At 53.8% G+C, this 22,608-nt stretch carries 16 protein-coding genes; 10 read left to right on the forward strand and 6 right to left on the reverse strand.

What is annotated here, in order from left to right:
• Positions 1–183 precede the first annotated feature (183 nt).
• From aprA to MWC30_RS05170, 3 genes are all read right to left on the reverse strand, one after another.
• Positions 184–2,088: an adenylyl-sulfate reductase subunit alpha gene (gene aprA / locus MWC30_RS05160; RefSeq protein WP_244083089.1), complete on the reverse strand. Its 1,905-nt coding sequence runs from the start codon at positions 2,086–2,088 to the stop codon at positions 184–186.
• A 23-nt stretch (positions 2,089–2,111) separates the two neighbouring features.
• Positions 2,112–2,555 (reverse strand): adenylyl-sulfate reductase subunit beta, encoded by a 444-nt coding sequence (aprB, locus tag MWC30_RS05165; protein ID WP_244083090.1) that lies wholly within the window; start codon positions 2,553–2,555, stop codon positions 2,112–2,114.
• A 538-nt stretch (positions 2,556–3,093) separates the two neighbouring features.
• Positions 3,094–4,764 carry a sigma-54-dependent Fis family transcriptional regulator gene (locus tag MWC30_RS05170; protein WP_244083091.1) on the reverse strand — a complete coding sequence of 557 codons (1,671 nt, stop codon included), beginning with the start codon at positions 4,762–4,764 and terminating at the stop codon, positions 3,094–3,096.
• Between the two features lie 290 nt (positions 4,765–5,054).
• On the opposite strand from MWC30_RS05170, the gene MWC30_RS05175 reads away from it, so the two are divergent.
• The 6 genes from MWC30_RS05175 to MWC30_RS05200 all read left to right on the forward strand — a co-directional run bounded on the left by MWC30_RS05175 (position 5,055) and on the right by MWC30_RS05200 (position 13,035).
• Entirely contained in the window at positions 5,055–6,203 is a 1,149-nt protein-coding gene (locus MWC30_RS05175; RefSeq protein WP_244083092.1) for a cyclohexane-1-carbonyl-CoA dehydrogenase, read from the forward strand.
• A 30-nt stretch (positions 6,204–6,233) separates the two neighbouring features.
• Positions 6,234–7,376, forward strand: a complete 1,143-nt coding sequence (locus MWC30_RS05180) for a cyclohex-1-ene-1-carbonyl-CoA dehydrogenase (protein WP_244083093.1) — start codon at positions 6,234–6,236, stop codon at positions 7,374–7,376.
• A gap of 109 nt (positions 7,377–7,485) precedes the next feature.
• Positions 7,486–9,156 (forward strand): class I adenylate-forming enzyme family protein, encoded by a 1,671-nt coding sequence (locus tag MWC30_RS05185; protein WP_244083094.1) that lies wholly within the window; start codon positions 7,486–7,488, stop codon positions 9,154–9,156.
• 111 nt (positions 9,157–9,267) lie between these two features.
• Positions 9,268–11,256, forward strand: a complete 1,989-nt coding sequence (locus MWC30_RS05190) for a heterodisulfide reductase-related iron-sulfur binding cluster (protein WP_244083095.1) — start codon at positions 9,268–9,270, stop codon at positions 11,254–11,256.
• A 51-nt stretch (positions 11,257–11,307) separates the two neighbouring features.
• Positions 11,308–12,081 (forward strand): electron transfer flavoprotein beta subunit/FixA family protein, encoded by a 774-nt coding sequence (locus tag MWC30_RS05195; RefSeq protein WP_368860803.1) that lies wholly within the window; start codon positions 11,308–11,310, stop codon positions 12,079–12,081.
• Between the two features lie 33 nt (positions 12,082–12,114).
• Positions 12,115–13,035: an electron transfer flavoprotein subunit alpha/FixB family protein gene (locus tag MWC30_RS05200; protein ID WP_244083097.1), complete on the forward strand. Its 921-nt coding sequence runs from the start codon at positions 12,115–12,117 to the stop codon at positions 13,033–13,035.
• Positions 13,036–13,138: 103 nt separating this feature from the next.
• On the opposite strand, the gene sat is transcribed toward MWC30_RS05200, so the two are convergent.
• Positions 13,139–14,329: a sulfate adenylyltransferase gene (gene sat / locus MWC30_RS05205; protein ID WP_244083098.1), complete on the reverse strand. Its 1,191-nt coding sequence runs from the start codon at positions 14,327–14,329 to the stop codon at positions 13,139–13,141.
• Positions 14,330–14,840: 511 nt separating this feature from the next.
• Here sat and MWC30_RS05210 point away from each other — a divergent pair.
• The 4 genes from MWC30_RS05210 (at position 14,841) to MWC30_RS05225 (ending at position 19,259) form a co-directional block, all read left to right on the forward strand.
• Positions 14,841–15,812: a TrkA family potassium uptake protein gene (locus tag MWC30_RS05210; RefSeq protein ID WP_244083099.1), complete on the forward strand. Its 972-nt coding sequence runs from the start codon at positions 14,841–14,843 to the stop codon at positions 15,810–15,812.
• Between the two features lie 193 nt (positions 15,813–16,005).
• Positions 16,006–17,187: an acetyl-CoA C-acetyltransferase gene (locus MWC30_RS05215; protein ID WP_244083100.1), complete on the forward strand. Its 1,182-nt coding sequence runs from the start codon at positions 16,006–16,008 to the stop codon at positions 17,185–17,187.
• A 39-nt stretch (positions 17,188–17,226) separates the two neighbouring features.
• Positions 17,227–18,018 carry an enoyl-CoA hydratase-related protein gene (locus tag MWC30_RS05220; RefSeq protein WP_244083101.1) on the forward strand — a complete coding sequence of 264 codons (792 nt, stop codon included), beginning with the start codon at positions 17,227–17,229 and terminating at the stop codon, positions 18,016–18,018.
• Positions 18,019–18,110: 92 nt separating this feature from the next.
• Positions 18,111–19,259: an acyl-CoA dehydrogenase gene (locus tag MWC30_RS05225; protein ID WP_244083102.1), complete on the forward strand. Its 1,149-nt coding sequence runs from the start codon at positions 18,111–18,113 to the stop codon at positions 19,257–19,259.
• 263 nt (positions 19,260–19,522) lie between these two features.
• On the opposite strand, the gene rpsU is transcribed toward MWC30_RS05225, so the two are convergent.
• Together rpsU and fusA are read right to left on the reverse strand one after the other, a co-directional pair.
• Complete coding sequence (rpsU, locus tag MWC30_RS22875; protein WP_368860804.1) at positions 19,523–19,714, reverse strand: 30S ribosomal protein S21; 192 nt, start codon at positions 19,712–19,714, stop codon at positions 19,523–19,525.
• Positions 19,715–19,925: 211 nt separating this feature from the next.
• A complete protein-coding gene (gene fusA, locus MWC30_RS05235) occupies positions 19,926–21,968 on the reverse strand; it encodes an elongation factor G (protein WP_244083104.1) in 2,043 nt (680 codons plus the stop codon).
• Positions 21,969–22,608 lie beyond the last annotated feature (640 nt).

The following is a 22,608-nucleotide window of genomic DNA, read 5'->3' on the forward strand; positions in this document are numbered from 1 at the left end:
AGGAAATCAAAAACAAGATATGATAACTCAAGGGTGAGAAGATTTTCAATAAAAAAATCCAATGACTTGTGCGCAGGCGAGGCATCATGCGAGTCAAGACAAGGAGCACCGACGGGAATTGAAGAGCAAAAAAAAACCTCCGGGTGCGAGTGCACCCGGAGGTCAATTACTTAGGGCTCGCGATTACAGAATGTTGACAACCGGAACCTTCTTCATCGTCCACTCGCCAGTCTTGGGATTGTATACGGAGTTGACGAAGCACTTCCAGTTGGCTTCATCCATATCGGGGAAGTCAGCGCGGAAGTAGTAGCCGGGCCAACGGCTTTCCTCGCGGAACATGACGTGGCGGAGATGGCTTTCGGCAATCCACATACGATGCACATTTTCATGGCAGCGGAGCAGTTCGTGCAGATCCTGAGCAGCCAACTTCTCGGCATCTTCCTTCAGCATGCCCAGGAGCTCAAGGCCTTTTTCCAGGAGAGACTTGTTGGTGGTGAATTGTGCGCTAACGCCACCGACGTATTCATCCATGATCTTCTGGAGGCGGAACATGAACATCTTGGGTTTCATGAAGTTGGGGTTGATGTCGGGATCGCTGGAGAGCGCACCAAACTGCTCGAAGCGAGCCATAGGAGCAAGGATTTTTTCCTTCAGGGCAGCGATGGTTGCATCATCGACTTTGGGAGCAACATTGTTGTCCAAGATGAACGCAATGGCGCTCTTGCCGGCGATACGGCCTTCTGCGTGCGACCCGGAAGAGAATTTGTGGCTGGATGCACCGGAACCGTCACCTGCGGTGAAGAGACCTTTAACGGTGGTCATGTTGGTGTATTTACCGACCTTTTCCCAATCTTTCGCGTATTCGGCAGGCATCAGATCGGGAGCACCGCATACCCAGGCGCCGGAAGCACCGGAGTGAGAACCGATGAAATAGGGTTCCGCCGGAGCGATTTCAGACGGCTTTTCCTCGGGCTGAATGTTGCTGCCTGCCCAGAGGAGTGCCTGGCTGATGGTCATATCCAGGAAGTCTTCCCATGCTTCTGCTTCCAGTTCCTTCATCTTCTTCTTGAAGGCCTTGGGGTCGTCTTTGTACTTGGCTGCGATGTTGGCAATGGCTTCTTCCGTCTTCATATAGATGGGGCCCTTGCCGATGAAGAGGTCTTCCATGCCCAGCCAGTTACGCAGGTTGGCGGGGATGGGTTTGCCCAGACCGTAGGGAGCCCACTTGGGGAGCTCGCCGGCGCGGGTTACCATGTATTCTTCACCCATGGCGTTGACTGCACGGGACTTGAACAGGAGGAACCAGGCGCCTACAGGGCCGTAACCATCTTTAAAGCGCACGGGGATGAAGCGCACTTCCTGGCAGGTCATTTCCGCGCCGGCCTTGATGGTGAAATAAGCGGTGGAGCCGGAGTTCCAGGGGGGATACCAGGCGCGACCCAAACCTTCACCGACGGAACGGGGACGGAATACGTGAACGGCGCCGCCCATCATGGCGATGGTCGCTTTTGCCTTGAAAACATAAAACTTGTTTTCACGGACACTGAAGCCTGCACCACCGATGCACTTGTCGCCGTCCATCAGAGGCTCGGTAATAAAAACGCGTTCGTACAGCCAATCCTTGAAGCCGGCTTCGTTCATGGCGTTCTTGGCTGCTTCGGCAACGATGACCTTGTAGGATTCACCGTTGATCATGATCTGCCAGCGGCCTTCGTTCACATACTCGCCCTTTTCATCTTTCCAGATGGGGAGGCCCCATTTTTCAAAGAGATGCACGGAAGAGTCGACGTGACGCGCAATGTCGTATACCAGATCTTCACGGGAAATTCCCATGAGGTCCTGGCGAACGTACTTGACGTAATCTTCCAGGGTGTTTTTGCCCTTGGCATAGCCGATGTATTCGTTGATAGCGGAAAGACCCATGGCAACGGCGCCGGAACGATCCATGGCGGCCTTGTCAACCACGGTTACTTTCAAGCCATTCTTTTTGGCCCAGTAAGCGGCTTCAAATGTAGCACCACAAGCGGACATACCACCGCCAATAATCAGGAGATCGGTATCGACGACTACGGTTTCAAAATTAGGCATATCGTTACCTCCTTAAGGGTTTATTACTTCTTCAGGGTGGGAAGCGTGTCTTGGCCGGTGGAAGCAGGCTCAGTACAGAGAACGGGGCTCTTGATGTCTTCCGTACCCGTTGCATACCCTGCCAAGGGATTTGCTTTACCTTCCGGTGTGGTCCGGATGGGGAACTTGAAGCGTTTTACCTGGCCGCTGCGGAACTTAACGGTCCACATAATGTCTTCGGAACCACGGAGGGGCACCACTGAAGCTCCCATAGGAACGAAGTCGGCATAAGCGCGTACGTCAATAGCCTGCTGGGGGCAGATCTTAACGCAGTTGTAGCATTCCCAGCACATTTCAGGTGCGCGGTTGTAACCTTTCATTTTCTCTTTATCGAGAACCATCAAATCCTGGGGACAAATGTACATGCACGCTGTCTTGTCTTGGCCTTTGCAGCCATCGCATTTTTCAAGGATTACATAACTTGGCATAACTATCCTCCTAGAGAGTTTATATTTTATCCTTTAGCCTATCGTTCACACTTGTCTGGAAGCCTTGTTTGAGCCCTACACCTCCCTTCTTGCATCCGCACTTGTTCTACTCACTACGAACAAGCTGTTTGGTGAAAATGATCACTGCGTCTTTGTTATTTCTGCTTCACGCTTTCTAGTGGTCACGCCGTGAAGTTTCGTCGCTTGTTCCGCCGAAGCCTCCCTGGGCAGACTGCTGCAAGGAACTTTTTTCCGCGTTTCATGCTTGTGCATTATATTGCAAAATCATTATAGGGATGGTCTCAAAGTTGTCAAGGGAAAAATATGCAATTTTTCACAAGTCGTTTGCGCTCATGATGTCATGGGGTGGAGACAAACGGGGAAGGAGGTATTCGAAGGCGATTTTCCATTGCTGAGTCCCATGACATGATTGCCCAAGTGCATGAACCATTGTTTTTCAGAATATACAAAATGCGGGACGATCGCAAGGGGTGTGAGCAATTCAAGTCTAAGGTCCCAGATTTATGGTAAAAGGCTTTTACTCTCCGATCGTCATGCGATCCTCTATTATACCCAGCCTTTTCATCTTTTTGTAAAGAGCGGTACGATGTATTCCGAGCATCCGCGCCGCTAAAGCGCGATTCCCATCTGCTGTCTGCAGTGCGGACTCTATGGCGCTGCGTTCCGCACTCACCAGCTGTTCTTCCAGCGTTCCCATGGAAACGGCTTTCTTGCCTTTGGGGAATATGGGCGGCAAATGGTGTGGCTCGATCGTCAAGCCTTGGACCTTCCAGGCCATCTGACGTATCAGGCTTCGCAGTTCCCGAACATTTCCCGGCCAGGTATGTGAGACCAATGACTTTACAGTAGCCTCGGAGAGTCGATGCAGGGGCAAGGCTTCACGCTGGCACACCTCAGCAAGAAAATGTCTTGCCAACAGTGGAATATCTTCCGGCCGCGACCTCAGCGGAGGAATTTCGATGGGAAATTCGTTGATGCGGTAAAATAGATCGCTCCGGAACTTTCCTGAGCGGACAAGAGCCGCCAGGTCACGGTTGGTGGCAGCGATGAGACGAAAGTTCACGGCAATCGGCTGGGTGCCGCCCAGGCGATCGATCTTGCGCTCTCCCAGTACGCGAAGCAGCTTGGCCTGGCTGTCTACCGGCAGTTCGCCGATTTCATCCAGGAAGAGTGTCCCGTCGCACGCGATTTCGAATTTTCCCGGCTTGCCTTTTTGGCGTGCGCCACTGAAAGCCCCCTCTTCGTACCCGAACAGCTCCGATTCGATGAGGTCATGGGGAATGGCGCCGCAGTTGATCGCAACAAAAGGGCCGTTTTTTCGACTCGAAGCTTCGTGAAGCGCCTGCGCAAACAGCTCTTTGCCCGTCCCGCTTTCGCCCAGTATCAGCACCGTCGCAGAAGAATTCGCAACACGGCGTGCCTGCTCAATGATATGCTGCATTTGCGGATTGATCGTGAAAATGCTTTCAAATGAGCTCCGGTTCCTGCTCATTTCATTGAGCAGCGTTTCGTAGCGCTCGACCTTCCGCTCCATCGATCGAACCCGATCGACCAGTTTTTCCAATTGCTCAGGGCTCTGAAACAGAATTCTCCCAAAGGCGCCGATCACCTGGTTGTCCCTTCGGATGGGGAGGTTCACCGTAATTTTAGTCTTGCCGTACAGATCGACAATCTGTGCACTGTCGGCCACGCCGCTTCGGGCCACCTCCGCCAGGCGACTGCCCGGGGCAAGCTCCCAGAGGAATAATCCCGCACCTGCCCCGGATTCGAGCCCAAACCATCGCTCGTTGGCTGCACTGAGGAGAGTGACTTTCCCGTCGGTGTCCACAACCGTCAGTCCCTCATAGGGGTTGTCGAGAACCATCCTCACCATTTCCTCATTGATGGTGCAGTCCCCATAAGGGCCCAGGATCCGATCGGCCGCCCGGACACGCCTGAAAACGACCACTTCAGCCCTTTGTCGCCCTTCGGCCTGTACGAACCAGTCATCGCCGTAGAACGCCCATTGTCCCGGTCCCAAATCGCGGAGCTGGTGCGGAAGCAGATCGCCTTCTGCCAGATCCATATGGGTTGTGTTGAAAAATTCGGGGTCTACAGCAGTCACACGCCCGGTTTGATCCAAAAATGCAAGGCCGCATCGACAATAGACGGCTTTACGGAACAAGCTTGCCTGGGAAGTTGAATTCATTCGTCAACATGTCTCCCTATGGATACATTCTAGTTTTTGCCCAATTGTAGCGAAACTGTAGACATCCGACTACACAAATCAAAAAGTGTCAACTTCATGCCTTTTGACTCGCTTTTAAATAGTTTATTGATTTTCAAATACTTATATCCTGAATGCCCGTTCTCCAGAAGCTGGCACGATGCATGAAATGCACAGCCACCAATTGTCTCATGGGACGTGTCCGGATTTTCGGTATTTTGCTGGTGACTTGGGCATACAAACTCTATATGAATCAATCTTTAGGAGGAACAATGTATTCTAACAACGAAGAACTGCGAATGGCCGCCAACATGATACGCAAGGCAGCTCGGGAACAGGTGGCTCCCCTGGCCCCCTCCATTGATGCAACAGGTCAACTCAACCCGGAAGTGGAAGGACTGTTGTGGGATTTAGGGCTCATGACCGTTGTCTTTCCGCAGAAATATGGCGGCATGGCGCAGCATAGCGGCACCTTCTTGTGTATCGGAGTTGAGGAGCTCGCACGCTGCTGCGCCTCCTCGGCCCTCATGTTGATCATTCAGGCTGTCGGCAGTTTCCCCATTATTCATGGCGCCAGGCCGGAACTGCTCGATCGTCTGCTTCCGAGGATGGTCGAAAACCGTGAACTGGCGGCCTACCTTGTTTCAGAGCCCGGCGCCGGATCCGATGTGGCCTCCATTCGCACCACGGCGGTCAAAGATGGTGACACATACGTTATTACGGGAACAAAGTGTTTCGCCACAAACGGACCGGTGGCTTCAGTCTATTCCGTTTTGGCCCGGACCTCAAACAATGGACGCGATGGGTTGTCCTTTTTTCTGGTAGAACGCGAAACCCCTGGACTCACGATTGGAAAAATCGAGAAAAAGCTCGGGCAAAAGGGCTCACAAACTTCCGAGGTGCATCTCGAGGAGGTGCGTGTACCTGCCGGGAACCTCCTGGGGGAAGAAAACAAAGGTTTCAAACTCGCCATGAAGGATTTCGACATGTCCCGTCCTGCGGTTGCTGCGCAGGCACTGGGCATAGCCGAGGGTGCATTCGAACAGATGGAAAGGTATTCCAGAGAGAGGGAAACCTTCGGCAAACAACTTTGCGAACATCAGATGATTCAGCAGATTCTTGCGGACAGCGCCACCCTCATCGAAGCTTCCCGGGGTCTGGTCTATCGAGCCGCGGCCCAGTATGACGAGGGCAAGCGCAATACCAAGCTGGCGTCCATGGCCAAGGTTTTTGCATCGGATGCAGCCATGAAAATCACCACGGATGCGATACAGGTCTTTGGTGGGTATGGCTACATGCAGGATTATCCTGTGGAGCGGATGTTCCGGGACGCCAAGCTCACCCAGATTTTCGAAGGCGCCAATCAAATTCAGCGGCTGGTGATTGCTAGAGAAATAAGGAAAGAGAATTCCACATCCTGAGATTCAATCATTTTAAGGAGATCGTATCGAATGAAACATCTTACCGAAGAGCAGAAAGTCTTGTTGGAAATGGTGCGTGATGTGGCGGACCGGGAAATCGCGCCGCGGGCTATCGAACTCGATGAAAAGCACGCTTTCCCGGAACATGCCCAAAAACTGTTTGCCGAGCTGGGACTGCTGAATCCGCTTCTGCCCGCCGAACAGGGTGGAACCGAAATGGACAACGAGACGTTCGTGATGATCCTTGAGGAGATTGGCCGGGTTTGTGCCTCCACGGCCCTTTTGCTGATCGCTCAGGCCGATGGCATGCTGCCCATCATCCACGGCGGCAGCCCCGTGCTAAAGGAAAAATTCTTGCGTCGCTTTGCCGGGAGCTCCACACTGCTCACCGCCTTTGCAGCCACTGAGCCCTCAGCCGGCTCGGACCTACTCGCCATGAAGACCCGTGCAGTCAAAAAAGGTGATAAATATGTGATCAACGGCCAGAAGTGCTTTATCACCAACGGCTCCCTGGCGGACATCATTTCCCTGTATGCCTACACAGACCCGGAAAGAGGCCCCAAAGGCATGAGCGTCTTTGTTGTGGAAAAAGGCACTCCCGGTTTGATTTACGGCCGCAATGAGAAAAAAATGGGAATGCGCGGATGTGTCAACTCCCAGCTCTTTTTTGAAAACATGGAAATCCCTGCCGAAAACCTTATCGGTGCTGAAGGCGATGGATTCGCCAATCTGATGAAAGCGCTTTCCATAAACCGCGTTTTTTGTGCGGCCCAAGCCGTGGGGATTGCTCAGGGGGCCCTCGAGCGCAGCATCTCTCATGCCCGTGAGCGTGTGCAATTTGGCAAGCCCATTGCCGATTTGGCTCCCATCCAGTTCATGATTGCCGATATGGCCACGGCCGTTGAAGCTGCACGTCTGCTGACCCGGGAGGCTGCTCAATGGCTCGATGAGAAAGACAAGAAAGGCGTGCTGCTGGGAGGAATGGCAAAGACCCTTGCGAGCGATACGGCCATGCGGGTGACCACGGACGCCGTCCAGATACTCGGTGGAGCGGGCTACATGCAGGAATACGGTGTGGAGCGGATGATGCGTGACGCCAAACTGACACAAATATACACAGGAACGAACCAGATCACCCGTTTGGTGACCGGCCGCACATTGTTGCGTTCCTGACCGGAAATCACACATCGTGACGTTCATGGTGAGACTGGGCGCAACGCGTGGGACGGAGGCGCGTTCTCGCAGGCTGCACAAGGAACCTTCTCCGATAAGGAGCAGTGACATGTCGGAAAATAGAGAATTCACATATGATATTTCCATGTTCCGGGACACGTTCGAAAATGATTTTACCTATCTGAACGGCTTTTTGCGAAACGCCCATCGATACGCCAAAAAAAACGCGTTGACGTGTCCCTTGAGGGACAAACAGTGGACCTATCAGGAGCTTGACAAGGCATGCAACATTCTGGCCCATGCTCTGAAAAATGATGAGGTAAGCAAGGCCGATGTGGTCATGTACCAGCTTTACAACTGTGCAGAGTGGGTTTTTCTGTATCTGGCGTCGCAGAAACTGGGGGCCATCAATTGCCCGATCAACTTTCGTTGGTCTTATGGTGAAACCGCTTATGCGCTCGATGACAGCAAACCCAAAGTCTATTTCTACGATGCGGCGGATTCCGAAATGGCGGAAAAATCCCTCAACAAGGCATCGCACAAGCCAAAGACCGTCGTCATGGTTGATATTATCGGCAACGCAAAGCCATTTGCGGGAGCAATCTCTTTTGAAGAATATATCGCGGGTCAGCCGGACACCGATCCAGGGATTTTCCGCCCAAGCCATATTTATGACGAGACAACGCGTCTGTACACTTCCGGAACAACCGGCATGCCTAAAGGCGTTCCCCTGAACAACATCAATGAAATTATGAGCGCTCACGATGTCATCATGCATTTCCCGCTCAGCCCTATAGACAAGACATTGAACATGACCCCCTGGTTCCATCGGGGCGGGCTCTATTCCGGCGGCCCCAACCCTGCGCTTTATGTGGGGGCGGAACTGATCCCCCTCCGTCATTATGACGCAGCCGCCGTCCTGGATCTCGTAGACAAACACAGAATCAGCTTCATCATCGGCGCCCCGACCACGCTGGAGGGACTCTGTGCCGAGCAACAGAAAAAACATCGCGACTTGAGCCATTTAAAAGGTATCGTGACCATGGGCGCTCCTTTGGATCGAGCGGCATGCATTCGCTACCAGAAAGAGCTCACCCCAAACATTTTCAACGGGTATGGATCCACGGAAGCTTTTTGGAACACCTTTCTGCGCCCTTATGATTTGCCTGACATGGCGGGGTCTGCCGGCCGTTCGTGCACTGACGACGATATGGCTGTGGTCCCTGTATACTATGACCGATTGGCCGAACCGGACGACCACGTGAAGAAAGACAACCAGGAAGTGGGCGAGGTCATCATCAGGGCTGCCGGAAAGTGTTCGTATACCTACGTCAACCGTCCGGACGAAGCGAAAGCAAAATATCATAAGGGATGGCTGTATATTGGAGATCTTGCAACCTGGAACGAAGATGAGTTCGTGACTTTGGTGGGCCGGAAAGATGATATGCTTATCTCCGGCGGTGAGAACATTCATCCCGTGCAGGTGGAGGCGGTGCTGAACGAACACCCGGGTGTGAGGGATTGTGTGGTGGTGGGACTTCCCGACCCCAAATGGGGGCGGGTGGTGGTGGCGTATGTCGTCAGAAGCAACCCATCATTGACTGCACAAGAGATTGATGCGTTTTGTCTCGAGCACTCCATGCTGGCCAACTACAAACGCCCCAGGTACTACTGCTTTGTGGATCAGTTGCCCATGACGGCAACCGGCAAAAAATTGCACTACAAGGTTCGGGAACGTGTCGTTGTGGACGCTGAACAGGGGCTGCTGGAAAAAGTATGATCCTGCCCGGTGATGCCACTGTCAGGTCGCATCCCCTGGGATCCGGAAAAACTGTATGGGACGCCGGTCAACAAGGCCAGCGTCAAAGCCGAAGGAACAGGAGGGTCTGTAATGGAATTGACCCGGGAAATTTATTGGAACGTTGGCCACAGCGTTATGGTTCCCATGTATGCCATGGCTGTACTGGCCGTTGTCGTCATGCTCCAGGGCATTTTCGAGCGGATCGAGATCTACAGGAAGGGAAAGCGCGCGGACCGTACAGACGATCTCAAAGGTCGTATTGCGGTTGCCCTGAAAAACGCCTTTTCGCAGCGTCACGTGCTGAGAGTTCGGGCACCGGGCATAGGGCACAGTCTGTTCTTCTGGGGATTTCTCCTGTTGACCCTCGGGACCCTCCTGATTTTTCTTCAGGCCGACCTGACCGATCCCGTGTTCGGGTGGAAATTTCTGTCGGGGAGCTTTTACAAATTTTACTCGCTCGTTCTGGATATTGCAGGCCTCGTGGCGCTCATCATGCTGTGCGGCCTGTCTTACAGACGCTACTGGGTGCGCCCGGCAGGCCTGGAATCGGATCTCGACGACGCCATCATGCACGGGTTGCTGTTTGCCATTCTTGTCACCGGCTTTGTCATAGAGGGAGCTCGCATGGCCGTTACCGAGCTCGGCGCCGGGAACAAGCTGGCTGTTTGGTCACCGGTGGGGTTGTCCGTTGCCCGCCAGATTGCCGGTATGGGAGAGGAGAGCTTGCGCGCTCTGCATAAAACCACCTGGTGGATTCACTTTTTTCTGACAATGGCATTTTTTGTTGCCCTTCCGAGGACCAAGTTTCGCCATATTCTGACCATTACTGCCAATTATGTGTTTGCCGATCATCGGCGCAAGGGAAGCCTGGACACACCTGACCTCGAGGACGAACAGGTTGCAAGCTACGGTGCCTCGCATCTTAAAGACCTGACGTGGAAGGACATCCTGGACAGCGATGCCTGTGTTGAATGCAAAAGATGTCAAGATCGTTGCCCGGCCTGGAACACCAACAAGCCCCTCAGCCCCATGAAGCTGATCGGAGACATACGGGAGATCGCCTTTGAACAGCCCGATGCGCAGCTGGTCGAAACCATAGGGCGGGATGCTTTGTGGGCCTGCACGACCTGTCGCGCCTGCCAGGAGATTTGTCCGGCAACCGTTGAGCATGTCAACAAAATCATCGAGATGCGTCGTCATCTGGTTCTCATGAAGGGCGAATTTCCGGGCGACGAAGTGATGGAAGCGGCGAACCACCTGGAAGTAAATGGAAACCCGCTCGGCATGGCATTTTCCTCTCGAGGCGACTGGGCCGACGGGCTGAGCGTCACGCGCATGTCCGATAATGCCGATGTGGATATCCTCTATTTTGTCGGCTGCTATGCGTCCTTCGACAAACGCAACATCAAGGTGGCCAAAAGCTTTGTTCAACTCTGTGAAGCAGCCGGCATCAAGGTTGGGATTCTCGGCAAGGAAGAAAAATGCTGTGGCGAGCCTGTCCGCAAACTGGGGAACGAATACCTCTATCAGAGCCTTGCGGTTGAAAATATCGAGGTTTTGAAGGGTTATGGGGTGAAAAGGATCGTCACAGCCTGCCCCCACTGTTTCAATACGCTGGATCGAGATTACCGCGACCTTGGATTTAATATTCAGGTCGAACACTACGTCACCTATCTTCAAAATTTGGTCCGGCAAGGCCGATTGAAGCTCAGGCCTGAGCGCTTCTCGTGCACGTACCACGACTCGTGCTACGTTGGCCGGTACAATGACATTTACCTGCCTCCCCGTGAGCTCCTGCATGCCGCTGGGGCTGCCATCCGTGAAATGGAGCGGAACCGGCAGGAGGGGTTCTGCTGCGGCGGCGGCGGCGGGCGGGTTGTGGCGGATGAGAAAATTGGGTCCCGAATCTGTGAAACCAGAGCTAAAATGGCGGCAGATACCGGAGCAGGCCTGCTCATTTCCAACTGCCCCTTTTGCTTGACCATGTTTGAGGACGGGATCAAAGGGGCCGCATTGGAAGGAAAGCTGGTACCGCGGGACATAGCCGAAATTTTGGTGGAGCGACTGGAGAAGCAATAAAGGGTCGCTGTTGTGTGAATGAACGTGAGATGGATAAATAAGGAAAGACTTATGAAAATTCTTGTTTGCATCAAGCAGGTGCCCGATATGGAAGGGAAGTTCCAGATAGATGCTGACGGCATCTGGTACAGCGAGGAGGACCTTGCCTGGCGTATGAACGAGTATGACGGTTATGCTGTCGAACAGGCTGTTCGCCTTCGGGAGCAGGTCGGGGCTGCCGCTGACCTGACGGTCCTTTCCATCGGCCCTGATCGGGTCCGGGAGGCAATGAAAAAGGCCATGGCGATGGGTTGCGACCGTGGTGTTCATATCAAGGACAATGATGCTTTTCGCAAGGACCCTTTTGAGATCGCTTCGCTGATTGCCGCATTTGCAGGCGGTAAGGGATTTGATGTGATTTTTACAGGCATGCAGTCCCAGGACCGTGGCTCAGGGCAGGTCGGCGTGCTGCTGGCCGAAATGCTTGGAATTCCTGCAGTCACAACCATTGTCCATTTCGAGTTTGCCGACGGCACCCTGCAAGTCAAGCGCGAACTTGAAGGTGGCACTAAATCCGTCGTGCGCATGAAAACTCCGGCTCTGGTTACCTGTCAGTTGGGCCTCAATACCCCTCGCTATCCGACTCTGCCGAACATCCTGCAGGCCAGGAAAAAAGAGCTGCTTTCACTTGAGCCTTCTGATTTGGCAAAGACCGAGGCCCGGTTGACAACGGAAAAAATGTACTTTCCCGAAAAAAAAGGCGGTATGGTTCTCGAAGGGGAACCGGACAAGCTGGCCGATCAGCTGCTGGCTATTCTGCGGGAAAAAACACTGGTACTGCGATAAACAAAACAATACGAAGATCAAGGAGATCTTTCCATGAAAGCCCTTTTAGTCGGAGAATACAGGGACGGCAAAGTGCTGGCCTCTACCTACGAACTGGTAGCCTTTGCTGAAAAAATTGGCGCTCAAGCAGCCATGGTCGTGATTGCCGGCAAAGAATCCGTACCGAAATTTGACGGCAGGCTTCACCTTGCAGATGCTGCCAAACACGGCGAGTACAATCCCGATGTGCACAAAAAGTTGATCCAGGAAGCGGTGAACCGTGAAAATCCCGACATGGTGGTGCTGGCACACTCATCCTATGGTTGGGATCTGGCGCCGCGCCTTGCCGTTGCCCTCGGTGCAGCTCAGATATCCGAAGTGGTGGGGTATGCGGACGGTGCATTCGTTGTTCCAGCCTGCAATGCTAAAATGCGCCGGAACCTCAAGTCAAAAACCCCTGTCACTGTCGTTACGCTCCAGTCGGGTGCTTTTACGCTGGATGGAGATCCGGAAGGAGCCCCTGCCATCGAGCCTCTGGATACACCCGACGCAGCTTCGACCATTGAGTTTGTCGGCTACGAAGCGGCGCAGAAATCGGATGTTGACCTGAGTCGTGCCGAAGTCATCGTCAGTGCCGGCCGGGGAATTGGCAAAAAGGATAACGTCGAAATGATCGCAAAACTGGCTGATGCCATCGGTGGACAGCTTGGGGCCAGCCGACCGGTGGTTGATTCCGAATGGGTCGATCATTCGAGGCAGGTCGGGACGACCGGCCAGACCGTGTCGCCGAAGCTCTACATTGCATGCGGCATTTCAGGGGCCATCCAACACCTGGCCGGTATGAAAAAATCCGAATTCGTTGTCGCCATCAACACGGATCCGGATGCCCCCATCAGCGAAATCGCGGATGTAATGGTGCTGGCGGATCTCACACAGTTTGTCCCTGTATTGACGGAAAAACTGAAGGTAATGTGAGAAAGCCAGGATGATCGAAAAAAAACAGCCCGCCCTTTCTTCTGAAAGGGCGGGCTGCTCATTTAAGAAAACCGCGATAAACCGAGACTGCGCTGCTAATGTCCTATTTCAAGGTGGACTGATAGTAGCCCATGAGGATCTTCGCCACTTCCGGACGGGAGAATTCCGGTGGAGGTGCCTGGCCTTCGGAAAGCATCGCACGGACCTTGGTGCCCGAGAGCAGAATGAAGTCATCCTTCGTGTGATCGGGTACGTCGCGCATCATGACCACGCGGCCGAGCTTCTTGGACCATGCGGTATGGTCGGCCATGTAAATTTCGATTTCCAGGGCGCCCTTGGGCACTTCGTCGGTGAAAATGGTCTGCGCATCGAACGGACCATAATAGTCGCCGACACCGGCGTGGTCGCGGCCCACGATGAAGTGCGTGCAACCGCAGTTCTGACGGAATAAGGCATGCAAAACGGCTTCGCGGGGGCCTGCGTACAGCATGTCGAAGCCATAGCCCGTGATCAATACCGTGTTGGGCTCGAAATAGAGCTCCACCATCTTCCGGATGCAGGCGTCGCGAACGTCCGCCGGGATATCCCCGGGCTTCAGGCGGCCGAGCAGCATGTGAATGAGGATACCGTCGGCTTTGACATCGTTGTAAGCCATGCGGCAAAGCTCTTCATGAGCGCGGTGCATGGGGTTACGCGTCTGGAAGGCAACGACTTTTTGCCAGCCGAGCTTCTGCATCTCTTCGCGAATCTGATAGGCGGTGCGGAAGGTTTCGGGGAAATCCAGCTCAAAATAGGAATAGTTGAGCACTTTGATGGGGCCGGAAACCGCGAAATTACCCACCGTATTGAAAGCCTTTACACCCGGATGCTCCATATCGTCGGTGCGGTAGACTTTTTCGGTCATGAACTTCATCTGGTCGGCAGTGATCTCTTCGATAGCTTCCACGTCCTGAATGGCCAGAACCGGGTTGCCCGCAACGTTGGGGTCGCGCAGAGCGATTCTCTTGGCGCCTTTGATGGGAGCGGGATCTTTGATCACATTCACAATGGGAACGGGGAAGAAAAGACCCTTCGTGGTCGTCATTTTGTCTGCACAGCTCATGGCATCCGCTACGTTCATGAAGCCGGTCAGGGGGTTGAAGTAGCCGCCGCCCATCATAACGGCGTTACCGGCTGCTGCCGAAGAAATCACGACGGAAGGCAGGCTCATGGCTTCCTTTGCCAGTTCTTCGCGCATTTTTGCGTCCATTACGTAAAGCGGGTTCAACGTGGTCGATCCATGTGGCTTAATCATAATTCTTTCCTCTCTAACCTGATTCCTGATTGATGTATTTCTCCACTGACTCGTGAAACTAAACCCTCTTGCCAAAGTTACCGCATGTGTTTTGGGGCACATGCCGCCCCCCCCTGGATAGTAAAAATCAGGCCCTCCTCCACTACCGGCAGCCCCCCAAAGCAGCCAGGGTCAATATAAAGTTGCGGTGCGTGATCTCCTGTCGTTGGAACCACCCACCAGACCTGCCAAAGCAATTCCTTAAAGTTCACTTTGATTCCACGATACGATCGTGGTAACTGTTATCAAATTTTTCCTTGATGTCAAGCTGAAACTGTTATGTTTTTCACAATCCAGTGCTGCCATGCGGCCAGTTGTGATGGTTCAAGATGGCTGCAGGAGTGCAGCCCAGACATCCGGACATATTGATCACAGAGTGGGAGGCTTGGTACAGCAGCATATGGGTGCATTTTGGCCTAGAACATTGAGGACGGCGATTACGTTTGGGCGGACAACAACCGGCCGACATGTGATGGCTCTCATCGTCCTCTCGATCCTTCTCATCGGTTTTGGGACTCTTGGATATGTCATCATCGAGGGCTATCCTTTCATTGACGCTCTTTATATGACGATCATCACCCTCACCACGGTGGGCTTTGGGGAAGTGAGGCCTCTCGGCCGCAACGGGCGCATTTTTACCATTCTGCTCATCATGATGGGAGCCGGGTTCGTCGCTTACAACCTGACCTACTTCAGCGGGCTCCTTCTGGACGGGAATTGGCTCGATGTTTATCGGAGGCGCAAATTGGGAAGACGGCTGGAAGAGCTCAAAGATCATTACATCATTTGCGGGTATGGCCAGATGGGACAAATCATCGTACAGGAATTGAGCCGCTATCATGTGCCTTCCGTGGTGATTGAAAAGGATGAATCCCTCCTGGTCAAACTGAGAGAAAAGCAGGTTCTCTACCTCTCCGGAGACGCCATCGAGGAGGAAAACCTCATGGCCGCAGGCATCCTGAAGGCCAAGGGGCTCGTTTCCGTGGTCAGCAAGGATACCGACAATGTCTTCATTGTGCTCACCGCAAGGGACATCAAAAAAGATCTCTACATTTTCAGCCGCGCCGGCGCGCCCGGAAGCGAGAAGCGGCTCTACAAGGCGGGCGCAAACCGCGTCGTCGCCCCGTTCGCCATTGGGGCGACGCGCATTGCCCAAAACATCTTGCGGCCGACCGTGACGGATTTCCTGGAGTTGGCGTTGTCGGAGGAGGGGATGGAGCTGAGCATGGAGGAGTTCTACCTGGCGGAGCGATGTCAGCTCGTGGGGAAGGAGCTCATGGATTCGGGAATTCGGAGTCGCTACAACCTCATCGTGGTGGCCATCAAACAGCGTGACGGCCGCATGATTTACAATCCCTCGCCCAAGCAGCAGCTCCAGGAAGGTGATATTCTCGTGGTCATTGGGCCCAAGGACAATCTATTGCGATTCTCCAGCGAGCTTTAGCGATTTTGCATCCGAGATCCGCCCCATAGGAAATTTTCAGCTTTTCAAAAGATTTGACAATCACAAATGCTTTTCCTATAAAACAAACGGATTTCTACAATGAGACAGACCCAATGGTTTGTTATTCATTCACTCAGGCTCATCCCGGTTGCACCGGGCCATTCACCTTATTCGTCTCACCATGGAGGGATCAATGCAACAGGCGGTTATTGTCAGCGCGCTTAGAACTCCCGTCGGCAGTTTTGGAAAATCTCTGGCATCCGTTCCGGCGGTGGATCTGGGCGTGCTGGTTCTCAAGGAAACTTTGAAGCGCATGCAGCTCGACCCGGGACAGATCGACGAGGTCATCCTTGGAAATGTACTGCAGGCCGGTCTGGGGCAAAATCCCGCACGTCAAGTGGCGATTCATGCCGGGCTTCCCCAGGAAACTCCTGCGTTCACCATCAATAAGGTCTGCGCTTCCGGCTTGAAATCGGTTTTCCTCGCTGCCCAGGCGGTCATGCTGGGGGATGCGGAAGTCGTCGTGGCTGGAGGAATGGAGAACATGAGCCGCGCCCCTTATGCCTTGAATGGTGCACGGTGGGGCCAGCGCATGGGTGATGGGAAGTTGATCGACCTCATGATCCTCGACGGGCTATGGGATGCTTTCAATGGATACCACATGGGGAACACCGCAGAGAACGTTTCGGCCAAATTCGGGGTAAGCCGGCAGGATCAGGATGAGCTGGCATTGGCCAGTCAACAGAAGGCCGAAGCCGCCATCAAGAGCGGCAGGTTCAAAGACGAAATCATCCCGGTTCCGCTGCCTCAAAAGAAAGGCGCACCGGTACTTTTCGATACGGACGAACATCCCCGCCTGGGGACGACGATGGAAGCATTGAAGAAGCTCCCGCCCGCCTTTAAACCCGATGGGACGGTGACCGCAGGCAATGCTTCGGGAATCAATGACGGTGCGGCCATCATCATGGTCATGTCGGACAAGAAGGCTGCATCATTGGGATTCAAGCCCATGGCCGTCATCAAGAGCTACGCTTCCAGCGGCGTGGATCCCACCATCATGGGCATCGGACCCATTCGGGCGAGCCAAAAGGCTCTGGCGCGTGCGGGCTGGAAGGCTCAGGAGCTGGATCTGGTCGAGGCCAACGAGGCTTTTGCTGCTCAGGCCGTTGCCGTGAACCGCGAAATGGGCTGGGATCTTTCCAAGGTCAATGTCAATGGAGGGGCCGTTGCCATCGGGCACCCCATCGGTGCATCCGGTGCACGCATTTTGACGACGCTGCTGCACGAGATGCAGAAGCGGGATGCCAAGAAGGGACTGGCAACCCTGTGTATCGGCGGGGGCCAGGGATCGGCCATTGTTGTGGAACGTCCCTAGATTTGCAGGGGACTCTTGAGAAACAAGGAATTTTTCGTTATGGCTTATGACAATATTCTGTTTGAAGTAAAGGATGGTGTAGGGCTCCTCACGTTCAACAGGCCCAAGGCTCTGAATGCACTGAATCCCCAGACGCTGGCTGAAGTGGAGTCCGTCGTGGACCTCGTCAGCAAAGACGACAACATTCACGTGCTGGTTCTCACCGGAGCAGGGGACAAGGCCTTTGTGGCGGGAGCGGACATTTCGGAATTTCCCAAGATGAATCCCCTCCAGGCGAGACGCTTTTCCGAGAAGGGGCAGGAAGTATTTTTCAAACTGGAACAGCTGCCCAAGCCCGTGCTGGCCTGTGTCAACGGCTTTGCTCTGGGCGGGGGCTGTGAGATCGCCATGAGCTGCGATTTCATTTATGCAAGCGATAAGGCCAAATTTGGTCAGCCCGAGGTGAATCTCGGGGTGACTCCTGGTTTCGGTGGAACGCAGAGGCTTCCTCGACTCATCGGCCGCGCCAAGGCCAAAGAGTTGTGCATGACCGGGGAGATGATCGACGCGCAGCAGGCTAAAGATCTTGGCCTGGTCGCCAAAGTTTTCCCTGCGGACCAGCTCATGGACGAAACCATGAAGGTGGCCAAAATGCTCGCTACAAGAGGACAGGGTGTGTTGCGCAGCGTCAAGCAGTTGGTGGACCGCGGCATGGACGTGGACCTCAAGACGGGTTGCGCCCTGGAGGCGGAAGCCTGGGGCATTTGTTTTGCCAGCCAGGATATGAAGGAAGGAGTCTCCGCCTTCCTGGAGAAGCGTAAGCCCGCGTTCAAAGGGGGATTCGAGAGCTAGGAATGTAGTCATCGTATTGTCAAGTCCAACATCCGATAGTTTGCTCGAGTGGAAGATGAACTGGATCGCATTTTCAAGTGGAGGTGACCTCAATGAATTTTGATCTGACCGAAGAACAAAAGATGATTCAAGATATGGCTCGTAAGTTTGCTGAGCGTGAAATCAAACCTGTAGCGGCGGAACTGGATCGTACCCATGAGCATCCAGCGGAATTGGTCGCGAAGATGGGTGAGCTCGGATTGATGGGCGTTGCCATTCCCGAGGAATACGGCGGAGCGGGAATGGATTATATTTGCTATGTCCTGGCCATGGTCGAGATTTCCAAGGCGTGCGCTTCGTGTGGCGTGATCATGAGCGTCTGCAACAGTCTCTACTGTTTTCCCGTGAACGCATACGGAACAGATGAGCAGAAGAAAAAGTATCTCACTCCCGTCGCCAGCGGCCAGGCCCTCGGCTGCTATGGGCTGACGGAAGCAGGCGCGGGCTCCGACCCTGCAAAAATGCTCACCACGGCTGTTCTCGACGGCGATGAATGGGTCATCAACGGAACGAAAAAATTCATCACGAACGGAAACGTGGCAGGTTACTGCGTCCTCGCGGCCGTAACGGACAAGAGCGCCGGTTATAAAGGGATCAGCTCCTTCATTGTCGACCTGAATAACACTCCGGGCTTTAAAGTCGGTACCGTTGAAGACAAGATGGGCATCACCGCTTCGGGCACGGCGGAGCTGGTTTTCGAAGACGCACGCATTCCCAAGGAGAATTTGCTGGGTAAACCGGGGGAAGGTTTCAAACAAATGCTCACCACCCTGGATGGCGGCCGCATCGGCATCGCTTCCCAGGCACTGGGCATTGGCTACGCCGCCCTGGACGAGGCCATCGAGTACAGCAAGACGAGAGAGCAGTTCGGCAAGCCCATTTCCGCTTTCCAGGCCATTCAGTGGAAGCTGGCCGACATGGCCACCCAGCTGGATGCCTCGCTGCTCCTGACGCTGCGGGCCGCCTGGCTGGAGCAGAATCATCGCCATTATGAAAAAGAAGCCGCCATGGGCAAGCTGCTCTCTTCCGACGTCGCCATGTGGGCTGCCGTAGAGGGTGTTCAGGTCCTGGGAGGCTATGGATTCTGCAAAGACTATCCAATGGAACGTCACATGAGAGATGCCAAGATCACCCAGATCTACGAAGGAACCAATGAAATCATGCGTCTGGTGATCGCTCGCAACCTTTTGAAACAGCGCTAAGAGATTCCCGCCGCGGTCTTCGGAAGGATGATGAAAAAAACCAAAGCCCCGAATGGCGGACAGCCTTTCGGGGCTTTTTTTGCGGCTTCAATCTTCCATTTTGAATCTTCTCCGGGATGGTGCTTCCGGGAGAGAAGGAGTGGCGCAGGCAGACCAACGTTATACCCGAGGGGGTTTTCTCTTTGCTTTCATTTTTTCTTCCTCAGTTCATCCGTATGACCTCACGTCGTTGCGGCACCACAGAGGAAATAAGTATCAAGGTATTAAGACCTCATCATGCGGCGTTCCCGCCTCTGGATGCGCTTGATCGCTTTCTTTTTCTTGATGCGACGGCGCTCCCCCTTGGAAAGATAATAGTTATGGCGACGCAAGACAGGTTGGACGTTCTTTTGAAAGTCTTTGCGGAGCTTTCGTATTTTCTTCTCTATGTTTTCTCTTGTTTCGGACTCCGACATTCAGTACTCACCTACCTTTCCGCAAAAAACTTCGACGGTCTCAACATGCTTCTTCTTCAAAAAAACGCCGAAATGCTCTATACCGTCCTTCAGAGCATCCCAGCGCAAAATGGGCTTTTCGTTGGTTGCCTGCCAAAACCCCATAACCCCGGCAAAATAAATCAACTGATCCCAAATATCAAGAAAATATAATAAGTTTTTGAAGATGGATTCACACCTGCGAAGAGCTGTCATAATGGGAAAAGTGCATTGTGAAAGTTCCCCTTCCCTGGGTAGATGACCGCAGGACGGTCGAATAGCCGAACATCCTGGAAAGGGGGGCCACCGCCTTGACCACCTGGATGGCTTTGCGCGCGGTGATTTCCTCCACACGCCCTTTTCGCAAATTGATGTCCCCCAGAACTTCCCCCAGGAACTCTTCAGGAACCAATATTTCCACGGCCATATAGGGTTCCAGCAGGAGCGGCGAAGCCTGTTCGCACGCTTTCCGGAAAGCCATCGTTGCCGCCACACGAAAAGCCAGTTCGCTGGATACCCCCTCCAGAAAGCTCCCGCCGAAGATCACCGTCTGGGTATCCACCACGGGATAACCCAGCAGAGGCCCACTGCTGAAAGCGTCCTGAAGACCCGCCTCGAGGGCTGAAAAAAACATCTCGGGGATGGATGCGTCCCGGATCCGGTTTTCTATGGAATTGCCTTCCCCTCGACCACGGGGGGACACGTGAATTTCCACCATGGCATAATGTCGGCTTCCGCTGATCTCTCGGTCGAAAACTCCCTGAGCCTCAGCCTCCTGGTTGACGGTCTCCCTGTAAACGACTTGTGGCTTCCCTGCATTGGCCGTGACATGAAAATCACGCTCCAGCCGGTTCAAAACGATCTCCAGATGGAGCTCACCCATTCCGCTGATGAGGGTTTGGCCTGTGTCCGGGTTCTCCTGAAATCGGAAGGTGGGATCCTCCTCCGAGAGCTTGGAAAGGCTGTCGAGGAGTTTTTCCTGGTCCGCCCGGGTGTTTGCCTCCACGGCAATGGAAATGACCGGCTCATAAATGTCCACGGGCTCCAAAAGGATGGGGCTTCCCGGGGCGCAAAGCGAGTCCCCTGTCGTAGAGGATTTGAGGCCCATGAGGGCTACGATATTTCCTGCCCCTGTCTTCTCGAGTCGATCGCGCTTGTTGGCGTGCATCTGGAAGATTCTGGAGACTTTTTCACGAGATCCTTTACTGACATTGAGGACATCCATGCCGACCTCGAGCTTCCCCGAGTAAATGCGTGCATAGGTCAGTTTGCGTCCCTGATCCATTTGAATTTTGAAAGCCAGCGCGGCCAGAGGCGCCTGCTCGCTGCTTGGGCGTTCCTCCACCTGTTTGGTCTGAGGGTTCTCTCCTTTAATGGGAGGAATATCCAGGGGGGAGGGCAGAAAATCGACAATGGCGTCAAGCAACGGCTGAATCCCCTTGTTCTTGAGGGCTGAGCCGCAGAGCACGGGAACCCCTTTGAGCTGGAGGGTGATCTTGCGAATAACGGGAATCAATTGCTCCGGAGAGATGTCCTTTCCCTCCAGGTAGAGCTCCATGAGGCCATCATCCCATTCGGCCACCCTGGCCACCAGGTTGTCGCGGGCCTCGGCGGCAGTTGCCAGGAAATCCGGTTCTATATCGCGATATTCGTATTCGACTCCCTGGCTTTCATCCATCCACACTACCTGTTTCATGCGCAGCAGGTCGATGACCCCGCGAAATGTCGATTCCTGCCCCACGGGGATCTGCAAGGGAAGGGGGTTCGCCTTGAATTTCTCCTCGATCTGCTGGACCACGTTGTTGAAGTCTGCCCCCAGGCGATCCATTTTGTTGACGAATGCAATCTTGGGAACATGGTAGCGGTCCGCCTGATGCCACACGGTTTCCGACTGGGGCTCCACTCCACCCACACCGCAGAAGACGGCGACAACACCGTCCAAGACGCGCAAAGAACGCTCCACCTCGATGGTAAAGTCCACATGTCCCGGTGTGTCGATGAGGTGAAATTCGTGCTGACGCCACAGGCAGGTGGTCACGGCGGAAGTGATGGTGATTCCTCTTTCCTGTTCCTGTTCCATCCAATCCATGATGGCGGTTCCGTCATGAACCTCTCCCATCTTGTGGGAACGGCCCGTGTAGTAAAGGATGCGTTCCGTGACCGTGGTCTTCCCGGCATCGATATGAGCGATGATGCCGAAATTGCGAAAAGTCTTGAGGTGGTGTGCTTCAGCCATATCCATTTTCCCGATCGAGAAGGCAAGAGAGCCTTCGCCGTCAATAAGGAGTCCTTCGCTCGTGAGCCTGTGCTGTGTATGTCCTGCAGTCAGTGCGTCGGTCTGGTCTTCGTTTGGTCAGGCCGTTTTACAGGAATGCGATGGACATCCTATCCATATCTTATTTTTTTCATATGAAAAACAGGGAAGCAGCACTCTAAAGAAAATCGCATAAAGAGTCAAGGACATGGCCAAAACAGACCATGGGAGGTAGCCTCGCCGTGTCCCTCAGCCATGAAAATTGGAGGAAATCGCCAAATAATCGCGAAAGGATATTCTGGATTTTGGATATAAAGGCATCCTGCTCAGGGTTTCCTCCATCTCGGAAATTCGAGAAATGGCTGTACCCGACAATCCGCGAAAAACTACTCTCCCTCTTAGTTGACCCCGGGCAGAGGCTGCCCGCAAGATGCGAATGCTTCTCCGTGCATCAGAAACCCACGGCGACGAAATTTACGACGGATCGATTCATGGGAAAATCCCCCCTAATCCATGGAGAACTGGATTTATGGGAGTTGTCAGCCTCTCATCCATGCTGCTAAGTAGAAACCGATCCTAAACTCTTACGGTCTACCGCGAGGGCGAATTTGATTTTCTTTGG

The sequence above is a fragment of the Desulforhabdus sp. TSK genome (genome assembly GCF_022836495.1).
GTDB lineage: Bacteria > Desulfobacterota > Syntrophobacteria > Syntrophobacterales > Syntrophobacteraceae > Desulforhabdus.

Excerpts from the sequence above, each read along its gene's own strand:
- aprA (WP_244083089.1), bottom strand. The coding sequence starts at position 2,088 with ATGCCTAATTTTGAAACCGTAGTCGTCGATACCGATCTCCTGATTATT.
- aprB (WP_244083090.1), bottom strand. The coding sequence starts at position 2,555 with ATGCCAAGTTATGTAATCCTTGAAAAATGCGATGGCTGCAAAGGCCAA.
- MWC30_RS05170 (WP_244083091.1), bottom strand. The coding sequence starts at position 4,764 with ATGAATTCAACTTCCCAGGCAAGCTTGTTCCGTAAAGCCGTCTATTGT.
- MWC30_RS05175 (WP_244083092.1), top strand. The coding sequence starts at position 5,055 with ATGTATTCTAACAACGAAGAACTGCGAATGGCCGCCAACATGATACGC.
- MWC30_RS05180 (WP_244083093.1), top strand. The coding sequence starts at position 6,234 with ATGAAACATCTTACCGAAGAGCAGAAAGTCTTGTTGGAAATGGTGCGT.
- MWC30_RS05185 (WP_244083094.1), top strand. The coding sequence starts at position 7,486 with ATGTCGGAAAATAGAGAATTCACATATGATATTTCCATGTTCCGGGAC.
- MWC30_RS05190 (WP_244083095.1), top strand. The coding sequence starts at position 9,268 with ATGGAATTGACCCGGGAAATTTATTGGAACGTTGGCCACAGCGTTATG.
- MWC30_RS05195 (WP_368860803.1), top strand. The coding sequence starts at position 11,308 with ATGAAAATTCTTGTTTGCATCAAGCAGGTGCCCGATATGGAAGGGAAG.
- MWC30_RS05200 (WP_244083097.1), top strand. The coding sequence starts at position 12,115 with ATGAAAGCCCTTTTAGTCGGAGAATACAGGGACGGCAAAGTGCTGGCC.
- sat (WP_244083098.1), bottom strand. The coding sequence starts at position 14,329 with ATGATTAAGCCACATGGATCGACCACGTTGAACCCGCTTTACGTAATG.
- MWC30_RS05210 (WP_244083099.1), top strand. The coding sequence starts at position 14,841 with ATGGCTCTCATCGTCCTCTCGATCCTTCTCATCGGTTTTGGGACTCTT.
- MWC30_RS05215 (WP_244083100.1), top strand. The coding sequence starts at position 16,006 with ATGCAACAGGCGGTTATTGTCAGCGCGCTTAGAACTCCCGTCGGCAGT.
- MWC30_RS05220 (WP_244083101.1), top strand. The coding sequence starts at position 17,227 with ATGGCTTATGACAATATTCTGTTTGAAGTAAAGGATGGTGTAGGGCTC.
- MWC30_RS05225 (WP_244083102.1), top strand. The coding sequence starts at position 18,111 with ATGAATTTTGATCTGACCGAAGAACAAAAGATGATTCAAGATATGGCT.
- rpsU (WP_368860804.1), bottom strand. The coding sequence starts at position 19,714 with ATGTCGGAGTCCGAAACAAGAGAAAACATAGAGAAGAAAATACGAAAG.
- fusA (WP_244083104.1), bottom strand. The coding sequence starts at position 21,968 with ATGGCTGAAGCACACCACCTCAAGACTTTTCGCAATTTCGGCATCATC.